Genomic DNA, 20,132 nt, shown 5'->3' with positions numbered 1-20,132 from the left:
CTGATGCTTGACCTCCAGGCTGCCCTTGCAGCGTTCTCGCCAGCTGAGCTAATTCTGAATGAGTAATGATGATTAGTTGGGAACCCGAGTTCGATTAATAAAATGGCATCCCTGGCTCTCCCAATCGGGAACGCTCTGACGGACTTTGAAATAAATTAAGAATTTAACTCAGGCTGGGAGTAATTTAAGGAGAAGTATATGAAATGAATAGAGCAAAAAAAAAGCCACCTGCAAGTTGCAAGTGGCTTGTGGAGCATATCGGAGTCGAACCGATGACCTCTACGCTGCCAGCGTAGCGCTCTAGCCAGCTGAGCTAATGCCCCATTCAGTATCCTTTATTAGAATAGGAGTGCAAATCTAGGAAATTATTTTAATTTCTTAGAAATATCTTCTCGCTTTCCTGAATTTCTTTGTATAATAATCGGTGTGGATATTTGTCTCTATAACACCCAGGCTTGATGAGGCGTGTATAAAACGCACATCATTATTGCCTCTTACTTCTGTTACAAGTCCTACATGTGTTATTTTCCTTCGTTTACGTCCCATGGCAAAAAAAACTAAATCGCCAGGGCGTAATTTCCTGAATTTCACCTTTCCACCGCCCTCGCTCTGCATGGCTGAAGTTCGGGGAATATCCATTCCTGCTGATTTAAAGCTTACAAATAATAAGCCCGAGCAATCCATTCCAGATCGATTTACTCCTCCCCATTTATATGGTGTGCCTATGTAGGACCTTGCGGTAGAAATAACAGTTTCTAATTGTCTTTCCCGTAGTTTTGCTTTCTTATGTGATACACAGCCTGATAAGCTGCCAATCAATAAAATAAAGATGAAAACATAGAATGAGTGTGTTTGCAGAAAGACAGGTTGTAAGCTGGAGTTACTTTTTGAATCCTTACGTGTGTTTAAAAACATATTATTCTCATGAAAGGAATTAAATTTATTACTTTTGTGCTGTATCATCATTATTAAGCGAACGAATCATTCATATGAAATCTGTTACAAATCAAAGCATTTTTGAAGGAATAGCCAGTATAGTTGGGCAAGAAAATGCCTTTTTATTAGACGAAGATAAATATAAGTATTCTCATGATGAAACTGAGGATTACTCTTTTATGCCTGATTTGGTTGTTAAGCCCGATACTCCTGAGCAGATTAGTGAGATATTGAAAAGATGCAATGAACATTTAATACCTGTTACTCCCCGAGGTGGCGGAACCGGGTTAAGTGGTGGAGCCTTACCCACTAAAAATGGAGTGGTAATCAGCATGGAGCGTTTTAATAAGATTATTGCTATTGATGAGTTGAATCTTCAGGCAACGGTAGAGCCCGGTGTTATAACAGAAGTCTTTCAGAATGCTGTAAAGGAAAAAGGGCTGTTTTATCCACCGGATCCTTCCAGTAAAGGAACCTGCTTTTTAGGAGGAAACCTGGCTGAAAATGCCGGTGGCCCAAAAGCTGTCAAATATGGAGTAACGCGAGATTATGTGTTGAACCTTCAAGTGGTATTACCTACAGGGGAAATCATCTGGACTGCGGCAAATGTGCTTAAAAATAGTACTGGATATAACTTAACTCAGTTGATGTGTGGTAGTGAAGGTACTTTAGGAATTATCACTAAAATAGTTTTCAAACTAAAACCTTTTCCCAAAAAAGACATAACGCTTTTAGCTCCGTTTACCAGCAATGAAGAAGCTTGCAGAGCTATTGCTGCAATATTTAAGGCAGGGGTAGCTCCTTCAGGAGTCGAGTTTATGGAAAGAGATGCCATTGAAAAGACTCAAAAGTATTTACTTAATGAAATGGGTCAGAAAGTTAATATTGATCTGCCAGACAATATCAAGGCACATTTATTAATAGAATTGGATGGTAATGATGATGAAGTATTAATGAATGAAGCCGAAACTATCATTACTGTTTTAGAGGATTTCGACACTGGGGAAATTCTTTTTGCAGATAACCAATCAAGAAAGGATGAATTGTGGAAGCTGAGAAGGAATGTAAGTCCGGCAGTAAATGCCTATTCTCTTACAAAAGCCGAAGATGTAGTGGTTCCGAGAGGAAATTTGCCCGCGCTTATTGTTTTTATTAAACAAGTAGGGGCTAAGTATGGCTTTAATTCAGTATGCTATGGCCATGCAGGAGATGGTAATCTGCATATAAATATTATGAAGGAAAACCTAAGTGATGCTTATTGGCATAATGAAGTAAATGAGGGAATCAGAGAGATATTTGAAGAAGTAGTTGCGCTGGGAGGTACACTTTCAGGTGAACACGGAATTGGAATTGCTAAGCGCCCTTATATGAAAATGGCAATGGGGGAAGTGAAGCTTGATCTTATGCGAGGAATCAAAAGAGTATTCGATCCACAGGGTATTCTAAATCCTGAAAAAATTTTCTAATTTAGAAAACTTTTAAATAACTTTTCCGTTTCGATAGTATTACTTTTAATTGAGCGAATAATACTATTACTTTAAGTAAATGGAGAAACTTTTATCTTCTTTAAAAATTGAAGTTAATCCTTTAATTTTTTTAAAGAATCCTGAATCATCTGAGTTGGGAAAGAAAATTCTTTCAACAGCAGTTATAATGATAGATGAAATGGGTATGGAGCAGTTTACTTTTGGTAAACTTGCTAAAGTGTTAGGTACTACGGAAAGCTCAATTTACAGGTATTTTGAAAGCAAGCACAAGCTTTTACTGTATTTCTACAACTGGTACTGGGCATGGGTGGAATACCAGATAGTATTTGCTACGAAAAATGTGTCTCCCAGCGCGAATAGACTAAAAATAGCTCTAGATATTCTTTGCCTGCAGGAAAAGCAGGAGCATGAAGAAGAAGGCATATCAATGATTCATTTAAAAAATATTGTTATATCCGAATCATCTAAAGCTTATTTAAATAAAGAAGTGGATGTGGAAAATAAAGCAGGTTTTTTTCTTTCCTTCGAAAAGGTAGTGAAAATATTAGCGATTATAATAGAAGATATTGATCATAATTATCCTTATCCTAATACTTTAGTGTCTACTTGTCTCGAAGGAATATTGCATCAGCAATATTTTGCTAAGCATTTACCCTCTCTTTCCGATGTTTGTAAAGACACGGGAAAGCTACCTGAAATTTTTTACCAAATAATCATTAACAACCTGAATCAGAAAAAATAAAATGGCTTCAAATTCTGCTATACATCCATTCAAGCGATTTTTAGAATTGCTAAAGCCGGATAGAAAACTGGTTTTCACTATTTACATCTATGCTATTTTTGCTGGTTTAATAAGCCTAACCTTACCTCTGGGTATTCAAGCTATTATAAATCTTATTGTTGGAGGTCAAACGAGCACCTCGTGGATTTTACTGGTTATTTTAGTAATTATAGGCGTTATAATAGTTGGTTTTTTTCAGGTGAGGCAGTTATCTATCAATGAAATTCTTCAACAGAAAATTTTCAGCCGTGCGTCTTTTGATTTTGCTTATCGAATTCCTCGATTTAAGCTGGATAAGGTTAAAACATCATATTTACCAGAGCTCATTAATCGGTTTTTCGATACAATGTCGGTTCAAAAAGGATTGTCAAAAATCCTAATTGACTTTTCTACTGCATTTTTTCAGATTGTTTTTGGCTTATTGCTTATATCTTTTTACCATCCATTTTTTATACTTTTTTCTCTTTTATTGGTGGTCTTAATTTTCGTGATAGCACGATTTACCTTTCCGAAAGGTCTTAAAACAAGTATTGAAGAATCGCATCATAAATATGCTACGGCTCATTGGCTGGAGGAATTAGCCAGAAATGTTGAGACCTTTAAAATGGCCAATGACTCCAAGCTACCACTAGAGAAGAATGATGAAAACACGGAACAATACATAAAAGCCAGGAGATCTCATTTTAGTGTTCTGGTAAACCAATACACCTTGCTTATAATTTTTAAAGCGTTGGTAACAGCAGGATTGTTGTTAATAGGGGGCTTTTTGGTTTTTCAACAGCAAATGAATATTGGCCAGTTTGTGGCAGCTGAAATTATAATTATCCTTATTATAAGTTCTGTGGAAAAAATGATTTTCACATTAGAATCCATTTATGATATATTAACAGCAGTAGATAAACTAGCAGTTGTTACTGACCTGCCCTTGGAAGAATTTTTAAGTGAAAGGCGAGATGTTAAAAATGGAAAGGGCATCAAAATAAAAGTAAACAATTTCACTTTGGCAGATGAAAATTCCGGACATAAATTCCTCAATAACATAAATTTGGAAATTGAGCCTGGAGAGAAGGTATGTATTACTGGTAAATCTAATGCAGGTAAGACTATTATGCTTCAATTACTTTCAGGCTGGTTTGATTATTATACAGGAAATATTCTTTTTAATGATATTCCACTTCGTGAATTGAATCTCACTGCTTTACGTAAGCAAATAGGAGATTGCATGTCCACAGAAGGGATATTTCAGGGGACAATCGGAGAAAACATAGGTCTTGGTCGTGACTATATTACCTATAAAGAGCTGCAATATGTAGCAGATATAGTAGGACTCAGTGAGTATATAGAATCACAACCAAATGGTTTTCAGAAAATGCTATATCCTGGGGATAGAACTATGCCAAAACGCGTTAAGCAGCAGATTTTGTGGGCGCGGGGAATCATAGGAGATAAATCACTTATTTTATGGGAAGATGTATTTGGAATGGTCTCTTACAAAGAGAAATATAATTTTGTTGACTACCTTACAAGCAAAGAATTAAAGCAAACAGTTATAATCGTCAGTAATGATCTAAAAATTATAGAGAGTTGTGATCGTGCCATAGGTATGGACAGCGGTGTTATATTGTATAATATATCCGGAAAAGATGCTAAAGATCATCATTGGTTTCAAGAAATTTGTTTAAATAAAAATGCTTAACATCAGCCCATATTCCGTAAAGGATAAAATAAACGAAAAGGAGTTTAAATCCTTTAACCTCTTCAGCGAAGTAGAGCCTGATAGATTACTGAAGCGATTGCTGCTTATTCTTTTCTTTAGCTTTCTAGCTATTTCTTTTTTGCCCTGGACGCAAAACGTAAGAAGCAAAGGATATGTGACCGCTTTATCGCCTTCCAGCAGGCCGCAAGACCTTAATTCTCTAATAGATGGTAGAATCGAAAAGTGGTACGTACAAGAAGGTGACAGAGTAGACGCTGGAGATACGATATTATTTATCTCGGAAGTAAAAGATTCTTATTTTGATCCGCAGCTTATTGAAAGAACAAAAGAGCAGTTGGAAGCAAAAAGACAATCATTAGACTTCTATGAAGAAAAAATAGAAGCGTTAGATAGCCAAATAGAGGCGATAAAGGAAAACAGGAATTTAAAGCAAAGGCAGGCTCAAAACTATCTGCGCCAGTCAGAACTGAAAATTCAGGCTGATAGCATAGATTATGAAGCGGCCATTATCAACCTCAATATTGCAGAGAAACAACTTGAACGACAAGAGGAACTGTACAATGAAGGGCTGAAATCTTTGACTGATTTAGAAAGCAGAAGACAGAAATACCAAGAGGCTTTAGCGAAGAAAATAAGTGCGGAAAGCAAGCTTCTAAGTAGTAAAAACCAGTTGCTGAATGCCAGAATAGAGCTTAATTCAGTCTATAATGAGTATACTGACAAGCTGCAAAAAGCCCTTTCTGATCAGTTCAGCACCAGATCAGCCTTACAGGATGCTATGACAGAGGTAGTGAAACTTGAAAATCAGTTAACGAATTATCAGGTACGGGCAGGTTTTTACTATGTAAGGGCTCCACAGGCCGGCTACATTACTGAGGCTGTAAGTACGGGTATTGGTGAGAATATAAAGGCAGGAGATCCTTTGATTACATTAATGCCTGAAAATGTTGATTATGCTGTAGAAATGTACGTTGAGCCTTTTGACCTACCTTTAATTCATATCGGTAGCCATGTAAGAATTATTTTTGATGGGTGGCCTTCCATTGTATTTTCAGGGTGGCCGATTTTAACCTATGGAACTTTTGGGGGAGAGGTTGTAGCGATAGATAGATTTATAAGTAAAAATGGTAAATATAGAGTGTTAGTTAAGCAAGACCCGGACGATCCTGAATGGCCAGATGCCATTCGTGTGGGTAGTGGAGCAAATACTTTAGCATTACTGAAAGATGTACCTATTTGGTATGAACTTTGGAGACAAATAAATGGATTTCCACCTGACTATTATACCCCTGAAAGTGAGAAAAGTACTTCCAAGGAATATAAACCTAAAGGGAAAGCAAAAAAATGAGCAGGCCGATAAAAATTTACATTTTAGCGCTCTTCTTAATTTTTTGCCAAGCTAAATTATGGGCGCAGGAACTGACAGGCGAACTGAGTGAACAAGAGTTTCTTGAATTGGTACAGGAAAATCATCCTGTGGCAAAGCAGGCCAGAAATATGGCTGAAATGGGAGAATATGCTATTTTGGAAGCAAGAGGTGCTTTTGATCCTTATCTTTTCTCTAAAAACAAACAGAAGTTTTATAAAGATACTAATTACTATCTCTACAGTAACTCAGGTATATCATTGCCTACAAGAACAGGTATTACTTTTCAGGGCGGTTATGATTGGAATGAGGGGGAGTATATAAGTAGAGAAAATTCTTTACCTGCTAATGGGTTATGGTATGCAGGGGTATCAGTTCCTGTATTACAGGGTTTATTCATTGATGAAAGAAGAGCAGCTTTTCAACAAGCTTTGGTAGAGAGAAGGAATTTCGAGAACGAAGCCAGGTTAATGCTGAATGATGTATTTCTTCAGGCTACAAGTTACTACTGGCAATGGGTTCAGTTTAAAGCGCAGAAGCAGGTAGTGGAAGCGGCTATTGAATTAGCCTCAGATAATCTCCAAAATTTCAAAATAGCTTTTCAGCAAGGTGATAAACCGGCAATTGATACATTAGAAGCCTCTATTCAGCTGCAAAATTTGCAAATTCAAAATCAACAGCTTCAGAACGATTTAGAGACAGCGCGCTTAAATCTTTACAATTTTTTATGGGGAGAGGAAGTAAATCCTGTTGAGGAAAGTCCAATAAATCCGCCACAGGTAGACAGGGTTTCAATGGATCATATTGATAGCTTAAGGGCCTCTATGCAAATATTTGTTCAGGACCACCCTGCTTTAAGAGCTTATGATTTAAAACTAAAAATGCTTCAGATTGAGAATAGATTGAAACGTGAAAAATTGAAGCCGAAATTGAATCTGGAATACAATGTGATACAAGACCCTGCTAATGATATAAGTGAAGTAACCGGTTTGGATAATTATAAATGGGGTGTAAGTTTTAGTATGCCTTTATTGCTTAGGTCAGAGAGAGGCGCTTTGCGAATGAATGAACTGAAACTGGAAAATACAAATTACCAATATCAACAAAAGAGACTGGAAATATTAAATAAGGCACGGCAGTATGAGAATACTTTCGAGAATATTTCTAAGCAGTTAAATACCTACCAACAAGTAGTAACCCAGTATGAACAGCTTTTAAAAGCAGAATTAAGAAAGTTTAATATTGGTGAGAGTAGTATTTTCCTAATTAACTACAGGCAAATGAGCCTTGTAAATGCCCGGCTTAAATTTATTGAATTACAATCCAAGTATAGGTATTATTACAGGCAGTGGCTGCATAGCCTGGGAGCTGCTCCTGATCTTTGGCTAAGAGAATAATATTTAGCAACCATCAAAATTCATTAACTTCGCACCATGTGCGGCATTACAGGAATTTTTGCATTTAACGAAATAGGAAGATTTAATCTTCCTAATCTATCTTTAGCTACCGAAGAACTGGCTCATAGGGGCCCTGACCACCAAAATATTTACGTTGATGACTATGTCGGCTTAGGCCATAGGCGTTTATCCATTCTTGACTTGTCGTCAGCAGGAAACCAACCAATGTCCTCTCATGAAGGGCGTTATCAAATAGTATTTAATGGCGAAATCTTCAATTTTCAGCAACTAAGAAAAGAGTTAGTATCAAACGGAATTTCGTTCAAGACTGAATGTGATACTGAGGTGCTTCTGCAGATGCTAATCCTCTATGGAGAAAAAGCCTTGGATAAACTGAATGGTTTTTTTGCCTTTGCTTTTTATGATGTGCAAAAACAGGAAATGCTACTGGCAAGGGATCGCTATGGAATTAAGCCACTTTATTATTTTGAAGATGAGGACCGTTTTATTTTTGGAAGCGAATTAAAAGCAATTTTGAAATTTGGTTTGGAGAAAAAAGTGGACTCCAACGCGCTTTACACTTATTTACAATTGAATTATTTACCCGCCCCGCTGAGTATGGTGCAGGGAGTAAAAAAGTTAATGCCCGGTAATTTTGCAATTGTTAAAAAGAAATCTGTTGTCACTAAAACTTGGTATAAACTTGCAGATACTTTTGATCAAAGATTTGAGGGAGCCTATGATGAGGCAAAAGAAAAACTCAGTTTTCTCCTGAATCAATCTATAGAAAGAAGGTTGGTTTCCGATGTGCCTCTGGGTACTTTCTTAAGTGGCGGTGTGGATTCATCCGTTATTTCGGCATTGGTAGCAGAGAAAACAGACCATTTGCATACTTTTTCTATTGGATATAAAGGCCATTCTTACTTTGATGAAACAGAATATGCTAATGCTGTGGCCAAACACATTGGTTCAGAGCATCATGTTTTCCAATTAAGCTTAGATGATTTGTATGCTTACCTGCCAAAAATGCTTGGCCATTTTTCTGAGCCTTTTGCAGATAGTTCAGCTTTGCCAGTATACGCCTTAAGTCAGCTTACTAAAGAAAAAGTTACGGTAGCTTTATCAGGTGATGGCGCTGATGAACTCTTTGGTGGTTATAATAAACATGCTGCTTTGCACCGTTTATGGAACGCGGGCATGAAGGAAAAGGCTGTAGCTTCCCTTGGATCATTGTGGAGCTCTTTGCCTAAATCAAGAAATAATCCTTTTGCCAACACGATAAGGCAGCTGAACAAATTTTCAGCGGCATATAAATTAGACTATAAAGAGCAGGTTTGGCTACTAGCAAGCTTGCAGTCTGCAAGAGCTACCACTGATTTGCTCTCCAATGAGATGTTAGGAATAATAGACTTTGAAGCTTTTGATGTTTGGAAAGATGAAGCGCTTAGCCACATTAAAGGGCCTTCACTGAGTCAGGCTTTGCAGTTGGATCAGCAATTAGTACTGCAGGGAGATATGCTTCATAAGGTTGATTCTATGAGTATGGCGCATGCATTGGAGGTAAGGGTGCCATTTTTAGACCATGAGCTTGTGGCGTTTGCAAATAGCCTGCCTGAACATTACAAGGTAAATGGAAAAATGAAAAAGCGTATTTTACAGGATGCCTTTAGAGATAAACTCCCTGAAAAAATTTATAACAGGCCTAAACATGGCTTTGAGGTGCCACTTTTAAATTGGCTGCAAAACCAGCTTAAATCGGAAATTAATAATAAATGGCTGAATCCTGATTTTATTGAATCACAGGGGTGCTTTGATAATGAAGGAATTGCTGCCCTTAAGAAAAAGTTGTTTTCTTCCAATCCCGGTGATAGCCATGCGCATGTTTGGGCTCTTATCTGTTTTCAGGAATGGTGGCAGCGATTTATGAAATGAAAAAAACAGCACATCCCAAAGTAAAACTCAGGAGGAGCTGTTTTTTGTCCGTAGAGGTGAGGAAATTTTCAATAGCCAATATGTACTCCATTTAACTGTTAAAGGGAATCCATTTTTGTATTGTTGAAGCTAGTTCAAAATAGTTATTTAGCGTCAATCATTTCTTTTAAAAGACTTCTTACTTCTTCGTGATTTTCCACTGCAAACTTGGCAAAGGAGAAACCACTTCCTACTTTTATTGTATGGGCTTTGTCAGCAAGGGCTTCAAAAGTATCTTCATCAGTGCGGTCATCCCCAAAAGCCATAATAAAATCAGGATTTATACCTTTTATACGTTCTAATGAAGCTTTTCCTTTATTGATAGCAGAAGGCTTAACTTCCACTACATGATCCCCGTCAATCACGTCCAGCCCTTTATTGGACATGAAGTGCTTTAGGTGGCTGGATAATTCCCTGGACCTCAGGTCACCCAGACCTTTCTCTACTTTTCTGTAATGCCAAACAAGTGTGTGTTCTTTCTCCTCGAGGAATGAGCCAGGGGTTCTTTGAATATAAAATTCCATTATTCCTCGTGCATCGTCTTTCCAACCGTTGCCAATCAGGTCTTCATTTTCATCCCATTGTTTGCCAGATCTTTTCACTTTAATTCCATGTTCAGCAATCAAATCAATGTCAAATTCTGCCAGCCAAAGCTCAAGCGTATCTGCTTTTCGCCCGCTAATTATTACTACTTCTGCTTTTTTAGAGAGCTTACTCAGTATTTCATGCAGTTCCGCGTCAGGAGCACATTCTTCAGGATTTTCATGAAATGGTACCAAGGTGCCATCATAATCCAGAAAGATAAGAGGGCTCTTAGCAGCTTTAAACTCAGTGATCAATTCTTTCTTCAAACGATCATTCAATTTCTTGGTAGCCATGGATTCCTGCCGTTCTTTCAGGTTTTTCAGGTTGCCAATAAATAAGTCTACCCATTGAAAAATAGTATACTTCTGAACAGTTTTTTGCATGATATTCATCCTTCTTTTCTGTTCAGCCACTGGCATTTCAAGTGCTGTTTTAATGGAAAGCACCATCTGGGCTTCATCATTTGGGTTTACTAACAAGGCATCAGATAACTCTTTCGAAGCACCTGCCATTTCACTTAAAATCAATACGCCATCCTGGGTTTCCCTTGAGGCAATGTATTCTTTACACACCAGGTTCATTCCGTCTCTCTTTGGTGTAATCATTGCTATTTTACACATTCTGTAAAAAGCAGACAAGTCATCAAGCGGGAAACTTCGGTAGAAAAAATGAATAGGCACATAGTTAATGGTACCATATTTACCGTTGATGTGGCCTACTAAAAACTCTACTTTTTCTTTGAGCGCCTTATAGCTTGGCACCTGATCACGGGAAGGTACTACTATTAAAAACATTGATACCCGACCCTGATATTCCGGATACTCTTTCAGGAACCGTTCAAAAGCCAGTAATCTGCCTGGAATCCCTTTAGAATAATCCAGTCTATCCATCGAAAGGATTAAATCCTGCGGACCAAGTGAGTCTCTATAACTTATTTCTTTTGCCTTTGCTAGCTGGCTGCTGGCAGAATCGGCATATTTACCATAGTCAATCCCCATTGGTAGAGAGTCTACTTCTACTAATCTGTTTTTAACTAATATTTGGTTTCTGTTGTAACTGTAACCCGCTAAACGGTGGCAGCTACTTAAGAAATGGCGCATGTCATCATAAGTGTGGAAACCGATATAGTCAGCTCCAAGTACACCATTTAATAATTTTTTACGCCACGGGATCATTCTGAATACCTCGTATGAAGGAAAAGGAATGTGCTGGAAAAAGCCTATTGTAACGTTAGGAAATTGCTTTCTGAGCATTTCCGGCACTAAAAGCAACTGATAATCGTGCACCCAAATGGTATCATCTGGCTCAATCCATTTGGAAATGGCCTCTGCAAATTTCTGATTAGCTTTTTTGTAGGCTTCCCATTCTTCTTCCTTAAAGCGCATGTGGTGTATGAAGTAATGGAATGCTGGCCATAGCGTTTGGTTACTAAACCCTAGATAAAATTCTTGCACCTCATTTTCCGTAAGAAATACAGGTCTCATATTTCTATTCATCAATTCCTTCTCAACCTCATCCTCCTCTTCGTTTTCCAGGGAGATGCCCGGCCAACCAATCCAGATATTATCCCCCTCTTTATATATTGAACCTAAACCTGTGGCCAGCCCACCTTCACTGGTTTTATAGGCTAATTTTCCATCTTCTCTTTCAATTCTAATAGGTAATCTGTTGGATACAATGATAGTTTTTGACATAGTTGATAATTGTTAACACTTCAATTTAGAAGATATAGCTTGCTTTTCATACCTCTCTATTGATTAGTTTCTTTTTTAGTGGTTATTTTTATTGTAAAAACGGTGTGGAATCTCACCGGGTTTAAAATTTGTGCTAACACCTTTTTATATTTATGTTAAATAGAGATGCCTTGAAATAGCAATCCTGTGAATAGAGAATGCACTGATAGGAAAATAACCTTACAGGAAGAGGAATGATCAAAAAATATTACGCTCATTGTTAAGGTTTTCGTATCTTTTGAGTCAAATTTAAAAAGCATGCTTAAGAAAAGAATTTTTGTTGGCGTTTTTATAAGCCTTGTCCAGATCTTAATATTTTATGGTGTTTATAAATTTATGTGGCTGGCAGAATCGTTATTTGGTTTAACATTGGAACGTACTGTTTTTGAAAACCTGTTTTTAAATTGGTTCGTAAATGATTATGTATTGGTATTTGCCTTGCTTATAATTTTACAAAACACTCTCATCATTATAACCTGGCGCAAAAACTGGACATTGATTTTGAGAATAATTACCTCAGTATTGCATGGTCTTTTTTGGTTGGAAAACATGCAGACCTTAAGAAATGAGTCCCTTATACTAGGAATAAGTGGAATTATTCTTATCTGGCTGGGGCCATTATTTGAAAATATATTGATTTCCCTTTTCAATATAGAGCATCCTTATAAAGAGCGTGATTTTTATGAGGACTTGGACTTAAAGAAGTAAGTTATTGTTCTCAAACTCTTTCCGTGGCGATAAGTAACACTTTATGTAGCTAATCTCGTAAGATTAGAATTGGTTATTAGCGCTTAATTATAAAACATACTTTAATATTAATTTGAAAAAATTCGGGAAGATACTTCTTTACATTATTGGTTCAATTCTTTTGCTACTTATCCTGGTGGTGCTGTCACTCCGACTACCAATAGTTCAGCAAAAAATTACAGATTTTGCTACTAACTATGTGAGCGATAAAACTAATACTGAGGTAAATATTGATCGTTTGTACATATCTTTTTTAGGAGAAGCAGTAGTAGAAGGAATCTATCTGGAAGATCAGCAAAAAGACACTTTACTATATACAAAATCTATTTTGGTAGATGTTGCCTGGGGGCCGGCTTTTTCGGGAGATATAATTGTAAAGAACTTTGAATTGGATGGTTTAAGGGCTAATGTGCATAACAAGGCCACTGATAGCACTTTTAATTATCAATTTTTGATCGATGCTTTTGCAAGCGACTCAACTAAACAAGCACCCCAGCCAGAAAAGCAATCTACCACCACATTTACTATAAAGGAGGCTAGCCTTCATAATATAGATCTTAACTATTCGGATAGGATTTTAGGAATGCAAGCCTCTCTGGCGCTGAAAAATTTACAAACCGAATTGAATGAGTTTAATCTTGATAGCCTGTTTTTTGATGTGGCTGATTTTACACTTTCCGGAGTTAAGGCAGATTACAAGCAGCTCAATCCTTTTCCGGAAGCACCTGAAGAAACTGACTCTGTTAGCGCATTGCCAGTAATTTCTTTGGACCATCTTGAACTTTCTGATATTGATATTAGTTACTCCACACCTTTTGACAGTACCTTTTTGGCGGGTAAGTGGCAGAGCCTTATTCTCAAAAAGGCAGGTATAGATCTCAATAAAAATAATCTATCTGTAGAAGAATTTTCCAACCAACAGTACCGAATGGAAATAGCGCTTGCAGCCGCTCAACCAGCAGACAGCACTACAGTAAATGCGGATAATGCAAACTCAGCAAACGCTTTTGAATGGCCGGAATGGAAGGTGGCAGTCAATCAATTTAATTTCCAGCTTGATAGTTTAAGCTTTCATCAAGGGAACAAGCCTTTAAACAGACAGTCGTTCAATCCCTCGCACATGGAGTTTCAGGATTTGGACCTGAAAATCTCCGGGCTTAATTATAAACCTGAATTTTTAGCTTTGGAGAAGATTATGCTATCTGCTACTGATTCCACACTATTTAGGTTAAAAGAATTAAGTACAGGCATTTCAATCGATTCAGAAAAAGCAGTTATTTCCGACCTCACACTTCGAACAGCTCAATCTTCATTTCAGTCAGATTTAGTCCTGAAATACCAGCAGTTCGATTCCGTCATCAATGGTAATTTATCAGGAAGTACTATGGATCTTCAATTGGGTTTAGGTACCAGATTGGAGCTAAAGGATGCCTATTACTTTGCTCCGGAACTGAGAGCAGATACAGCGTATAGAAATTTAGCTAAGTACCCGGTTCAAATATATGGAAATCTTGCAGGAACCACAGAGGAAATGGAAATTAATCAATTTAAGCTATTTTATGGAGAATATACTTCCTTGTCTATTGATGGTAAGGCAGAGCGTTTATTATCGCCTGATGAACTCTCAGTTTTTGTAAGCAGCATCAATTTAAAAGCCAGAACTAAAGATTTTAGTGGTTTTGTACCTGAAAACTATCCGGATCAATACCCGCAAAAAATTGAACTTTCCGGTAGTGGGTCTTGGAACAATGGTTTGGCGAAAGCAGATATTCAGAGTATAATTGATGAAATTTCCCTGTTAAATATAGAAGGAAGCTTTAACAGCAATGAACCTCAGAAATATGATGTTAAAGTGAAAGGAGAGCAGTTAGCAATTGACAAATGGTTGCAGGATACTGCCAGTTATGATCCTGTGGATATTATTTTAAATGTGGAGGGAACAGGCATGGATTTGGCTACGCTGAATGCTAAAGCAGATTTAAAAATCCTTAATTTATCTTACCAAAGCCATCAATTTAATCCTCTTGAATTAGAGGCAGAGCTAAAAGATAAACAATTTTCCTTACACAGCGAATATGCCGATAAGATACTGGATTACGATATTAATGCCCTCGGCACTATTGATAGTACAAAACAATCAGTCAGACTGAAGGCTCAAATAAACCGAATGAATTTACTGGCTTTCGGCATAGCAGATTCACTCACCTATTTAAAAATGAATACTATTGCGGAGTTGGATGTAACTGATACTTACCAGAAAATAGATTTAAATATTAGCAATTTTTCATTTGGTAATAACAACAGTGCTTATCCGTTTGAACCACTGCATTTAGCCTTGTACAATTCACAGGATTCTTCCCGAATAGATCTTGATTGGGAAGAGATAGCAGTACTGACACAAATGAATCAACCTCTGAATACGTTATCCAACTTTAGTCTGAATCTTACAGAATTGATGGATTCACGGTTTTTTAGTGAAGACTCTACTAAAAATCCGCTTCAGGTAAGGTTTAAAGTAAAAGCTGCACTCACTGATAATATTGAAAATTTTATTCCTGAAGGAATTACCTTCCAGCCGATTAGCTTCTATGGTAATTACTCTGCCAAAAAGGAGGAAATTGAAATACATCTGGATTTGCCGGGTCTTGTATTTAATAACATCGATATTGACAGCCTTATGATGGATATTGTATCGGACTCCTCTACTTTGGATGCCTCAGTGAGTATTAAAAAAATTACTTCTGATGTTATTGACATTTACCCAACCAGCCTTACTGCGGATGTTGGTGAACAACAGGCATTGTTTAATTTTTTAATGGAAGATGAAAATCAAGACAGCCTGTATTATATCAATGCGGAAGCGCAAAGCAGGAATGATTCATTATACTGGAATATTATAAACAAAAATCTCACTTTAAATAGTAAGCCATGGCAGATTGATGAAAACAACAGCTTGTATTTTAATGAGAATGGACCTGTGATTCGAGATATGATTTTGCAGAGAAATCAGCAGTATTTTGGAATTAGTACAGAGCTGAAAGAAGATATAACCTCTATGCTCTTTGAGTTCAGGAATTTTAAAATTGAAAATCTATTATCTATTATTAATGCAGAGGAGAGCCCGCTTAAAGGTGCTTTAAAAGGAGAAATTAAACTAAAGGATTTTCAAAAACCTTTAGATATGTTCGTTTCCATATCATTAGATAACATTGAAGTGATGCATGAGGAAGCGGGTAATTTGAAGATAAATGTAGAGCAGGAGGCAACCAACAGGTATGGCTTTAATGTAGGCCTGGATGGTCCTGTTAACATTGAAAGCAACGGATGGTTCAACAATGGTAGCGACACATTGCAATTTGAAGCAAAAACCAATTTTAATCAGATTTCATTACCCTTTATTTCCAAATTTACAGAAGACTACATTAATAAAGCAGAAGGTATATTGACAGGAAATTTTAACATTAATGGAACTCCTCAGGATTTTGACTATTCCGGCAAGCTACAATTTCAGGAAGCTTCCTTCTCATTGGCGGAACTCAATACAACATTTAAACTTCCTAATGAAACCATATTGCTGGAGGATGAAACCATTGAACTAAATAAGTTCACTTTGGTTGATGAAAACGGACAAAAAATGCTGTTAAATGGAACTATAAGAACTGAAAGTTTTATAGATCCTGAAATTGATTTAGAATTACAAGCCAACAACTTTCAACTGCTCAATTCTTCAGCAGAGGATAATGAGTTATTTTATGGAAAAGTTTTTGCTGATCTTAATATAGACTGGAAAGGCTCTTTAAGCTCAGCCTCTATTGGTGCTGATGTACGTATTAATGATCAAACAGATTTTGTATATGTTATTCCGGAATCAGGAGTAGATTTAGTAGAAAGTGAAGGAATTGTTCAGTTCAGAAATCCTTACGAGCCGCGAGATAGCATTCAGTATGATAGCGCTCAAAATGTACAAAGCACTCAAATTTCGGGTATTGAGGTGTCTGCCAATATCGAAACTGATAAATCAGCAAAATTTAAAGTAATAGTTGACAAAAGAAGAGGCGATTTTCTAACTGTTTCAGGAGAAACAGATTTAAGCCTTATCATGCGAAAAAATGGTACTATCAGCTTAAGTGGAAATTACATAGTGAATAATGGATTTTACCAGTTAAGTCTGTATGATTTAGTAAAGAGGAAATTCGAAATTAAGCAGGGAAGCCAGATAAGCTGGTCCGGAGATCCTTTAGGTGCCTCCTTAGATATTACCGCACTGTATAACCTTCAGGCCTCTGTAAATAGTTTAATGGCAGATCAGATTTCCGGCTCTTCCATAGAAGTGAAAAACCAATACAGGCAAAAACTACCATTTATTGTACAGCTTTTTGTAAAAGGTAACCTTAGTGAACCTGAAATTTCTTTTGGATTAGAGATGCCACAGGATAGCAGAGGTGCATTGGGAGGTAACGTGTATCAACAAGTGCAGGCAATTAATAGAAATGAATCGCAGTTGAATAAACAGGTTTTCTCTTTACTTGTGCTCAACCAGTTTTTTCCTGCCGGAAGCGAAAGTACTGGGCCTGATTCGGAGCAGATCGCCAGAAATAGTGCGAGTCAGATATTATCCAATCAGCTAAATAAGCTCAGTAGTAAATATGTAAAAGGTGTTGATTTAAATCTTGATCTTAAGAGTTATGAAGATTACCAAAGTGGTACAGCGCAGGATAGAACGCAGCTTGATGTAAGCTTAAGCAAATCTCTTTTTGATAATAGAGTAAGAGTAAAAGTAGGAAGTCAGGTTGACCTGGAAGGTGATCAAAGGCAGGATCAGAGGGCTACGGACATTATAGGTAATGTAGTAGTGGAATACCTACTCACGGAAGATGGCAGGTACATGCTTACAGGGTTTAGAAAAAGTGAATACCAGGGTATACTTGACGGGCAAGTGGTGGTAACGGGTGTTTCCATTAAATTCACTAAGGAATTTGACAAATTGCGTGAACTGTGGAATAATGAGAATGAGTCGGAAAATAAAGGAGATGCTGAGACTAATGAGTGAGAGCTTAAGTAAAAATATAGCCATTATTATCGTACTTTCTATTATAAGCTATTCTTGTAATACCCTGAAAAGATTACCGGAAAATGAGTTGCTTTACACAGGAGCAGAAACATCTGTTGAAGGAGAGGCTCCGCGTAAATATAAAAAGCAAGTTGAAGATAAAATAGAAGGGTTGGCTATTCCTAAGCCTAATAGTAAGATTTTAGGAATGAGATTAGGTTTATGGGCTTACCAAAAAGTAGAAAGAGGTGAGGCTGGTTTTTATGCTAAGTGGGTTAATAAAAGAATTGGTGAAGAGCCTGTGTTAATGAGTGATGTAGAGCCGGAGCAGGTTGAAAAGTTATATTATAACAGGCTGGAAAACCTGGGCTTCTTTTATGGAGAAGTAGAATCTGACACCATTCACAAAAAGGAAACAGGTAGTGCAACTTATGTTGTTCGTCCTGGTGATAGGTTGATGATTTCTGATTACACCTATCGAAGTTATGGGGATACAACGTTAGATAGTCTTATCACAGCTCATGTAAAAGAGCAGAAAATTATTTTGCCTGATCAACCTTATACACTTGAAAAACTGACCACTGAAAGAGAAGCTATTGCTACCTATTTAAAAGAGAATGGATACTATTATTTTGTAGAGAAATATTTATTGTACACAGCAGATTCAATCGAAACTGCTCAGGATAATTATGCTTCTCTTACGCTATCTGTCAAGCAATCTACTCCGGAAGATGCGCTTTTAAGGTATAAAATTGGAGATATAACTGTATACCCCAAATACTCCATAAAGCTGGATAGTGGCAGTAGTAAAACAGATTCCACGGTATATAAAGACGTTACTTTTATTCAGGAAGATACTTTTTTTAAGCCATATAGAATGTATCCCTATTTATTAATAAATGAGGGAGATTTTTATGCTCAGGAAAATGAAGAATTTACTTTAAGAAGATTAAATTCACTGGAAACATATCGGTTCGTAAACATCAGGTATGAGGAAGATTCAGTAAAAGAGAATGGTATTGGTTTTTTAAATACATCGCTATACTTATCTCCCACTAATAAAAGAGCATTTAGAGCTGAATTACAAGGGGTTTCACAATCTAATAATTTTGCCGGCCCTACCTTCAATGTAGAGTATGAAAACCGTAATCTTTTTAGAGGTGGAGAAATCTTTACGGTGAGAGGAAAAGTAGGATACCAGGCGCAACTTTCAGGAAGAGAAACTTCAGGCTTAAGTAATTTTGAAACAGGTATCGGAGGAGAGTTAACATTTCCACGACTTATAGCTCCGGGAAAATTAGAATCTCGTTTTAGATATTCTGTTCCCAGAACCAAAGCAAATTTATCATACGATTTATTGAGGCGTGTTAAGCTTTTTACATTGCATTCTTTTCTTGCAGAACTTGGCTACCAGTGGAAAGGAAATGCTTACGTAACCCACACTATTAATCCTATTTCAATCAATGTAATTAATTTAAGCAAAAGCACAGCAGAGTTTGATTCTATTTTGAGTAACAACCAATTATTGCAGAGTAGTTTTGATCAGCAATTTATTGCAGGCTTAAACTATAGCTTTGAATACAATAAGCTCATCCGAGCCGAGAAAGTCAGCAGGTTTTACGTGCTCTTTAATGCTGATTTTGCAGGAAATACTATTTCACTGGTAAAAAAAATTGGAGGAGAGTCTGGTCCGGAGCAGGAATTTCTGGGGCAGCAGTATGCTCAATATTCAAAATTGGATGTTGATGTAAGGCATTATCTAAATATAGGTGAAGAGTCCCACTTTGTCAGCCGGATTTTTGCAGGTTTTGGCTTTCCATATGGTAATTCGGAAAGTCTTCCCTACTCCAAGCAGTATTTCTCGGGAGGCCCTAATAGTGTACGGGCTTTTAGAATTCGTTCATTAGGCCCGGGTTCCTTTGTGCCTGAGGAGTCAGGAAGTAGAGGAGCTTTTTTTGATCAGGCAGGAGATATCAAGCTGGAAGCTAACCTGGAATACAGGTTCCCGCTGGTGTCAGTTTTGAAAGGTGCTGTATTTACTGATGCCGGTAATGTATGGTTAAAAAATGGAGGGCCAACAAAGGAATTTAGTAAAAATTGGATTGATCAGGTGGCAGTTGGTGCCGGTATTGGTCTGCGGGTAGATATAGAGTTTTTTGTAATACGGTTGGATGTTGCCACACCATTAAGAAAGGTTGATGGTAATGGAAATTTCTTTTGGCAAGATAACTTTAATTTGGGAAGTAAGTCCTGGCGACAGGATAACGTAATCTGGAACTTTGGAATTGGCTATCCCTTTTAATTTTTAGAAGAAACCTGCCTCCTATAACCATGGTGAAGGCAGATTTCCCTGATTTTTATA

11 protein-coding genes and 1 tRNA gene are annotated in these 20,132 nt (G+C 37.2%); 9 read left to right on the top strand and 3 right to left on the bottom strand.

From position 1 onward, the window contains the following. Nucleotides 1–249: 249 nt before the first annotated feature. Nucleotides 250–323 (bottom strand) — tRNA-Ala (locus IEV85_RS21580). A 55-nt stretch (nucleotides 324–378) separates the two neighbouring features. After that, complete coding sequence (locus IEV85_RS21575) at nucleotides 379–966, bottom strand: C40 family peptidase (RefSeq protein WP_229712687.1); 588 nt, start codon at nucleotides 964–966, stop codon at nucleotides 379–381. Between the two features lie 23 nt (nucleotides 967–989). On the opposite strand from IEV85_RS21575, the gene IEV85_RS21570 reads away from it, so the two are divergent. From IEV85_RS21570 to asnB, 6 genes are all read left to right on the top strand, one after another. Further along, entirely contained in the window at nucleotides 990–2,402 is a 1,413-nt protein-coding gene (locus IEV85_RS21570; protein ID WP_188467348.1) for an FAD-binding oxidoreductase, read from the top strand. 79 nt (nucleotides 2,403–2,481) lie between these two features. Beyond that, complete coding sequence (locus IEV85_RS21565; RefSeq protein ID WP_188467347.1) at nucleotides 2,482–3,165, top strand: TetR/AcrR family transcriptional regulator; 684 nt, start codon at nucleotides 2,482–2,484, stop codon at nucleotides 3,163–3,165. Between the two features lies 1 nt (nucleotide 3,166). Beyond that, nucleotides 3,167–4,900 carry a peptidase domain-containing ABC transporter gene (locus tag IEV85_RS21560; RefSeq protein ID WP_188467346.1) on the top strand — a complete coding sequence of 578 codons (1,734 nt, stop codon included), beginning with the start codon at nucleotides 3,167–3,169 and terminating at the stop codon, nucleotides 4,898–4,900. Beyond that, a complete protein-coding gene (locus tag IEV85_RS21555) occupies nucleotides 4,893–6,269 on the top strand; it encodes an HlyD family secretion protein (protein ID WP_188467345.1) in 1,377 nt (458 codons plus the stop codon). The genes IEV85_RS21560 and IEV85_RS21555 overlap by 8 nt, the downstream gene beginning before the upstream one ends. Beyond that, the gene (locus tag IEV85_RS21550) at nucleotides 6,266–7,684 is read left to right on the top strand and encodes a TolC family protein (RefSeq protein WP_188467344.1); all 1,419 of its coding nucleotides are present in this window, start codon (nucleotides 6,266–6,268) and stop codon (nucleotides 7,682–7,684) included. Before IEV85_RS21555 ends, IEV85_RS21550 begins: the two co-directional genes overlap by 4 nt. A 36-nt stretch (nucleotides 7,685–7,720) precedes the next feature. After that, nucleotides 7,721–9,616 (top strand): asparagine synthase (glutamine-hydrolyzing), encoded by a 1,896-nt coding sequence (gene asnB / locus IEV85_RS21545; RefSeq protein WP_188467343.1) that lies wholly within the window; start codon nucleotides 7,721–7,723, stop codon nucleotides 9,614–9,616. A gap of 143 nt (nucleotides 9,617–9,759) precedes the next feature. Here the strand turns inward: asnB and IEV85_RS21540 are convergent, their stop codons facing one another. Continuing rightward, the gene (locus IEV85_RS21540) at nucleotides 9,760–11,934 is read right to left on the bottom strand and encodes a bifunctional alpha,alpha-trehalose-phosphate synthase (UDP-forming)/trehalose-phosphatase (RefSeq protein ID WP_188467342.1); all 2,175 of its coding nucleotides are present in this window, start codon (nucleotides 11,932–11,934) and stop codon (nucleotides 9,760–9,762) included. Nucleotides 11,935–12,231: 297 nt separating this feature from the next. Between IEV85_RS21540 and IEV85_RS21535 the strand changes: the two genes are divergently transcribed. The 3 genes from IEV85_RS21535 to tamL all read left to right on the top strand — a co-directional run bounded on the left by IEV85_RS21535 (nucleotide 12,232) and on the right by tamL (nucleotide 20,072). After that, nucleotides 12,232–12,681, top strand: a complete 450-nt coding sequence (locus IEV85_RS21535; protein ID WP_188467341.1) for a hypothetical protein — start codon at nucleotides 12,232–12,234, stop codon at nucleotides 12,679–12,681. Between the two features lie 112 nt (nucleotides 12,682–12,793). Next, complete coding sequence (locus IEV85_RS21530; RefSeq protein ID WP_188467340.1) at nucleotides 12,794–17,770, top strand: translocation/assembly module TamB domain-containing protein; 4,977 nt, start codon at nucleotides 12,794–12,796, stop codon at nucleotides 17,768–17,770. Beyond that, nucleotides 17,730–20,072: a translocation and assembly module lipoprotein TamL gene (gene tamL, locus IEV85_RS21525; protein ID WP_188467339.1), complete on the top strand. Its 2,343-nt coding sequence runs from the start codon at nucleotides 17,730–17,732 to the stop codon at nucleotides 20,070–20,072. Before IEV85_RS21530 ends, tamL begins: the two co-directional genes overlap by 41 nt. Nucleotides 20,073–20,132: the final 60 nt, after the last annotated feature.

It is taken from the genome of Marivirga lumbricoides (assembly GCF_014636295.1).
Lineage (GTDB): Bacteria > Bacteroidota > Bacteroidia > Cytophagales > Cyclobacteriaceae > Marivirga > Marivirga lumbricoides.
This window is presented reverse-complemented; position numbering and strand designations above follow the sequence as displayed.

Bases quoted from the DNA above. Each gene is read 5' to 3' on its own strand.
- tamL (WP_188467339.1), top strand. From the start codon at position 17,730: ATGAGTCGGAAAATAAAGGAGATGCTGAGACTAATGAGTGAGAGCTTA.
- IEV85_RS21565 (WP_188467347.1), top strand. From the start codon at position 2,482: ATGGAGAAACTTTTATCTTCTTTAAAAATTGAAGTTAATCCTTTAATT.
- IEV85_RS21550 (WP_188467344.1), top strand. From the start codon at position 6,266: ATGAGCAGGCCGATAAAAATTTACATTTTAGCGCTCTTCTTAATTTTT.
- IEV85_RS21570 (WP_188467348.1), top strand. From the start codon at position 990: ATGAAATCTGTTACAAATCAAAGCATTTTTGAAGGAATAGCCAGTATA.
- IEV85_RS21560 (WP_188467346.1), top strand. From the start codon at position 3,167: ATGGCTTCAAATTCTGCTATACATCCATTCAAGCGATTTTTAGAATTG.
- IEV85_RS21540 (WP_188467342.1), bottom strand. From the start codon at position 11,934: ATGTCAAAAACTATCATTGTATCCAACAGATTACCTATTAGAATTGAA.
- IEV85_RS21575 (WP_229712687.1), bottom strand. From the start codon at position 966: ATGATGATACAGCACAAAAGTAATAAATTTAATTCCTTTCATGAGAAT.
- asnB (WP_188467343.1), top strand. From the start codon at position 7,721: ATGTGCGGCATTACAGGAATTTTTGCATTTAACGAAATAGGAAGATTT.
- IEV85_RS21555 (WP_188467345.1), top strand. From the start codon at position 4,893: ATGCTTAACATCAGCCCATATTCCGTAAAGGATAAAATAAACGAAAAG.
- IEV85_RS21535 (WP_188467341.1), top strand. From the start codon at position 12,232: ATGCTTAAGAAAAGAATTTTTGTTGGCGTTTTTATAAGCCTTGTCCAG.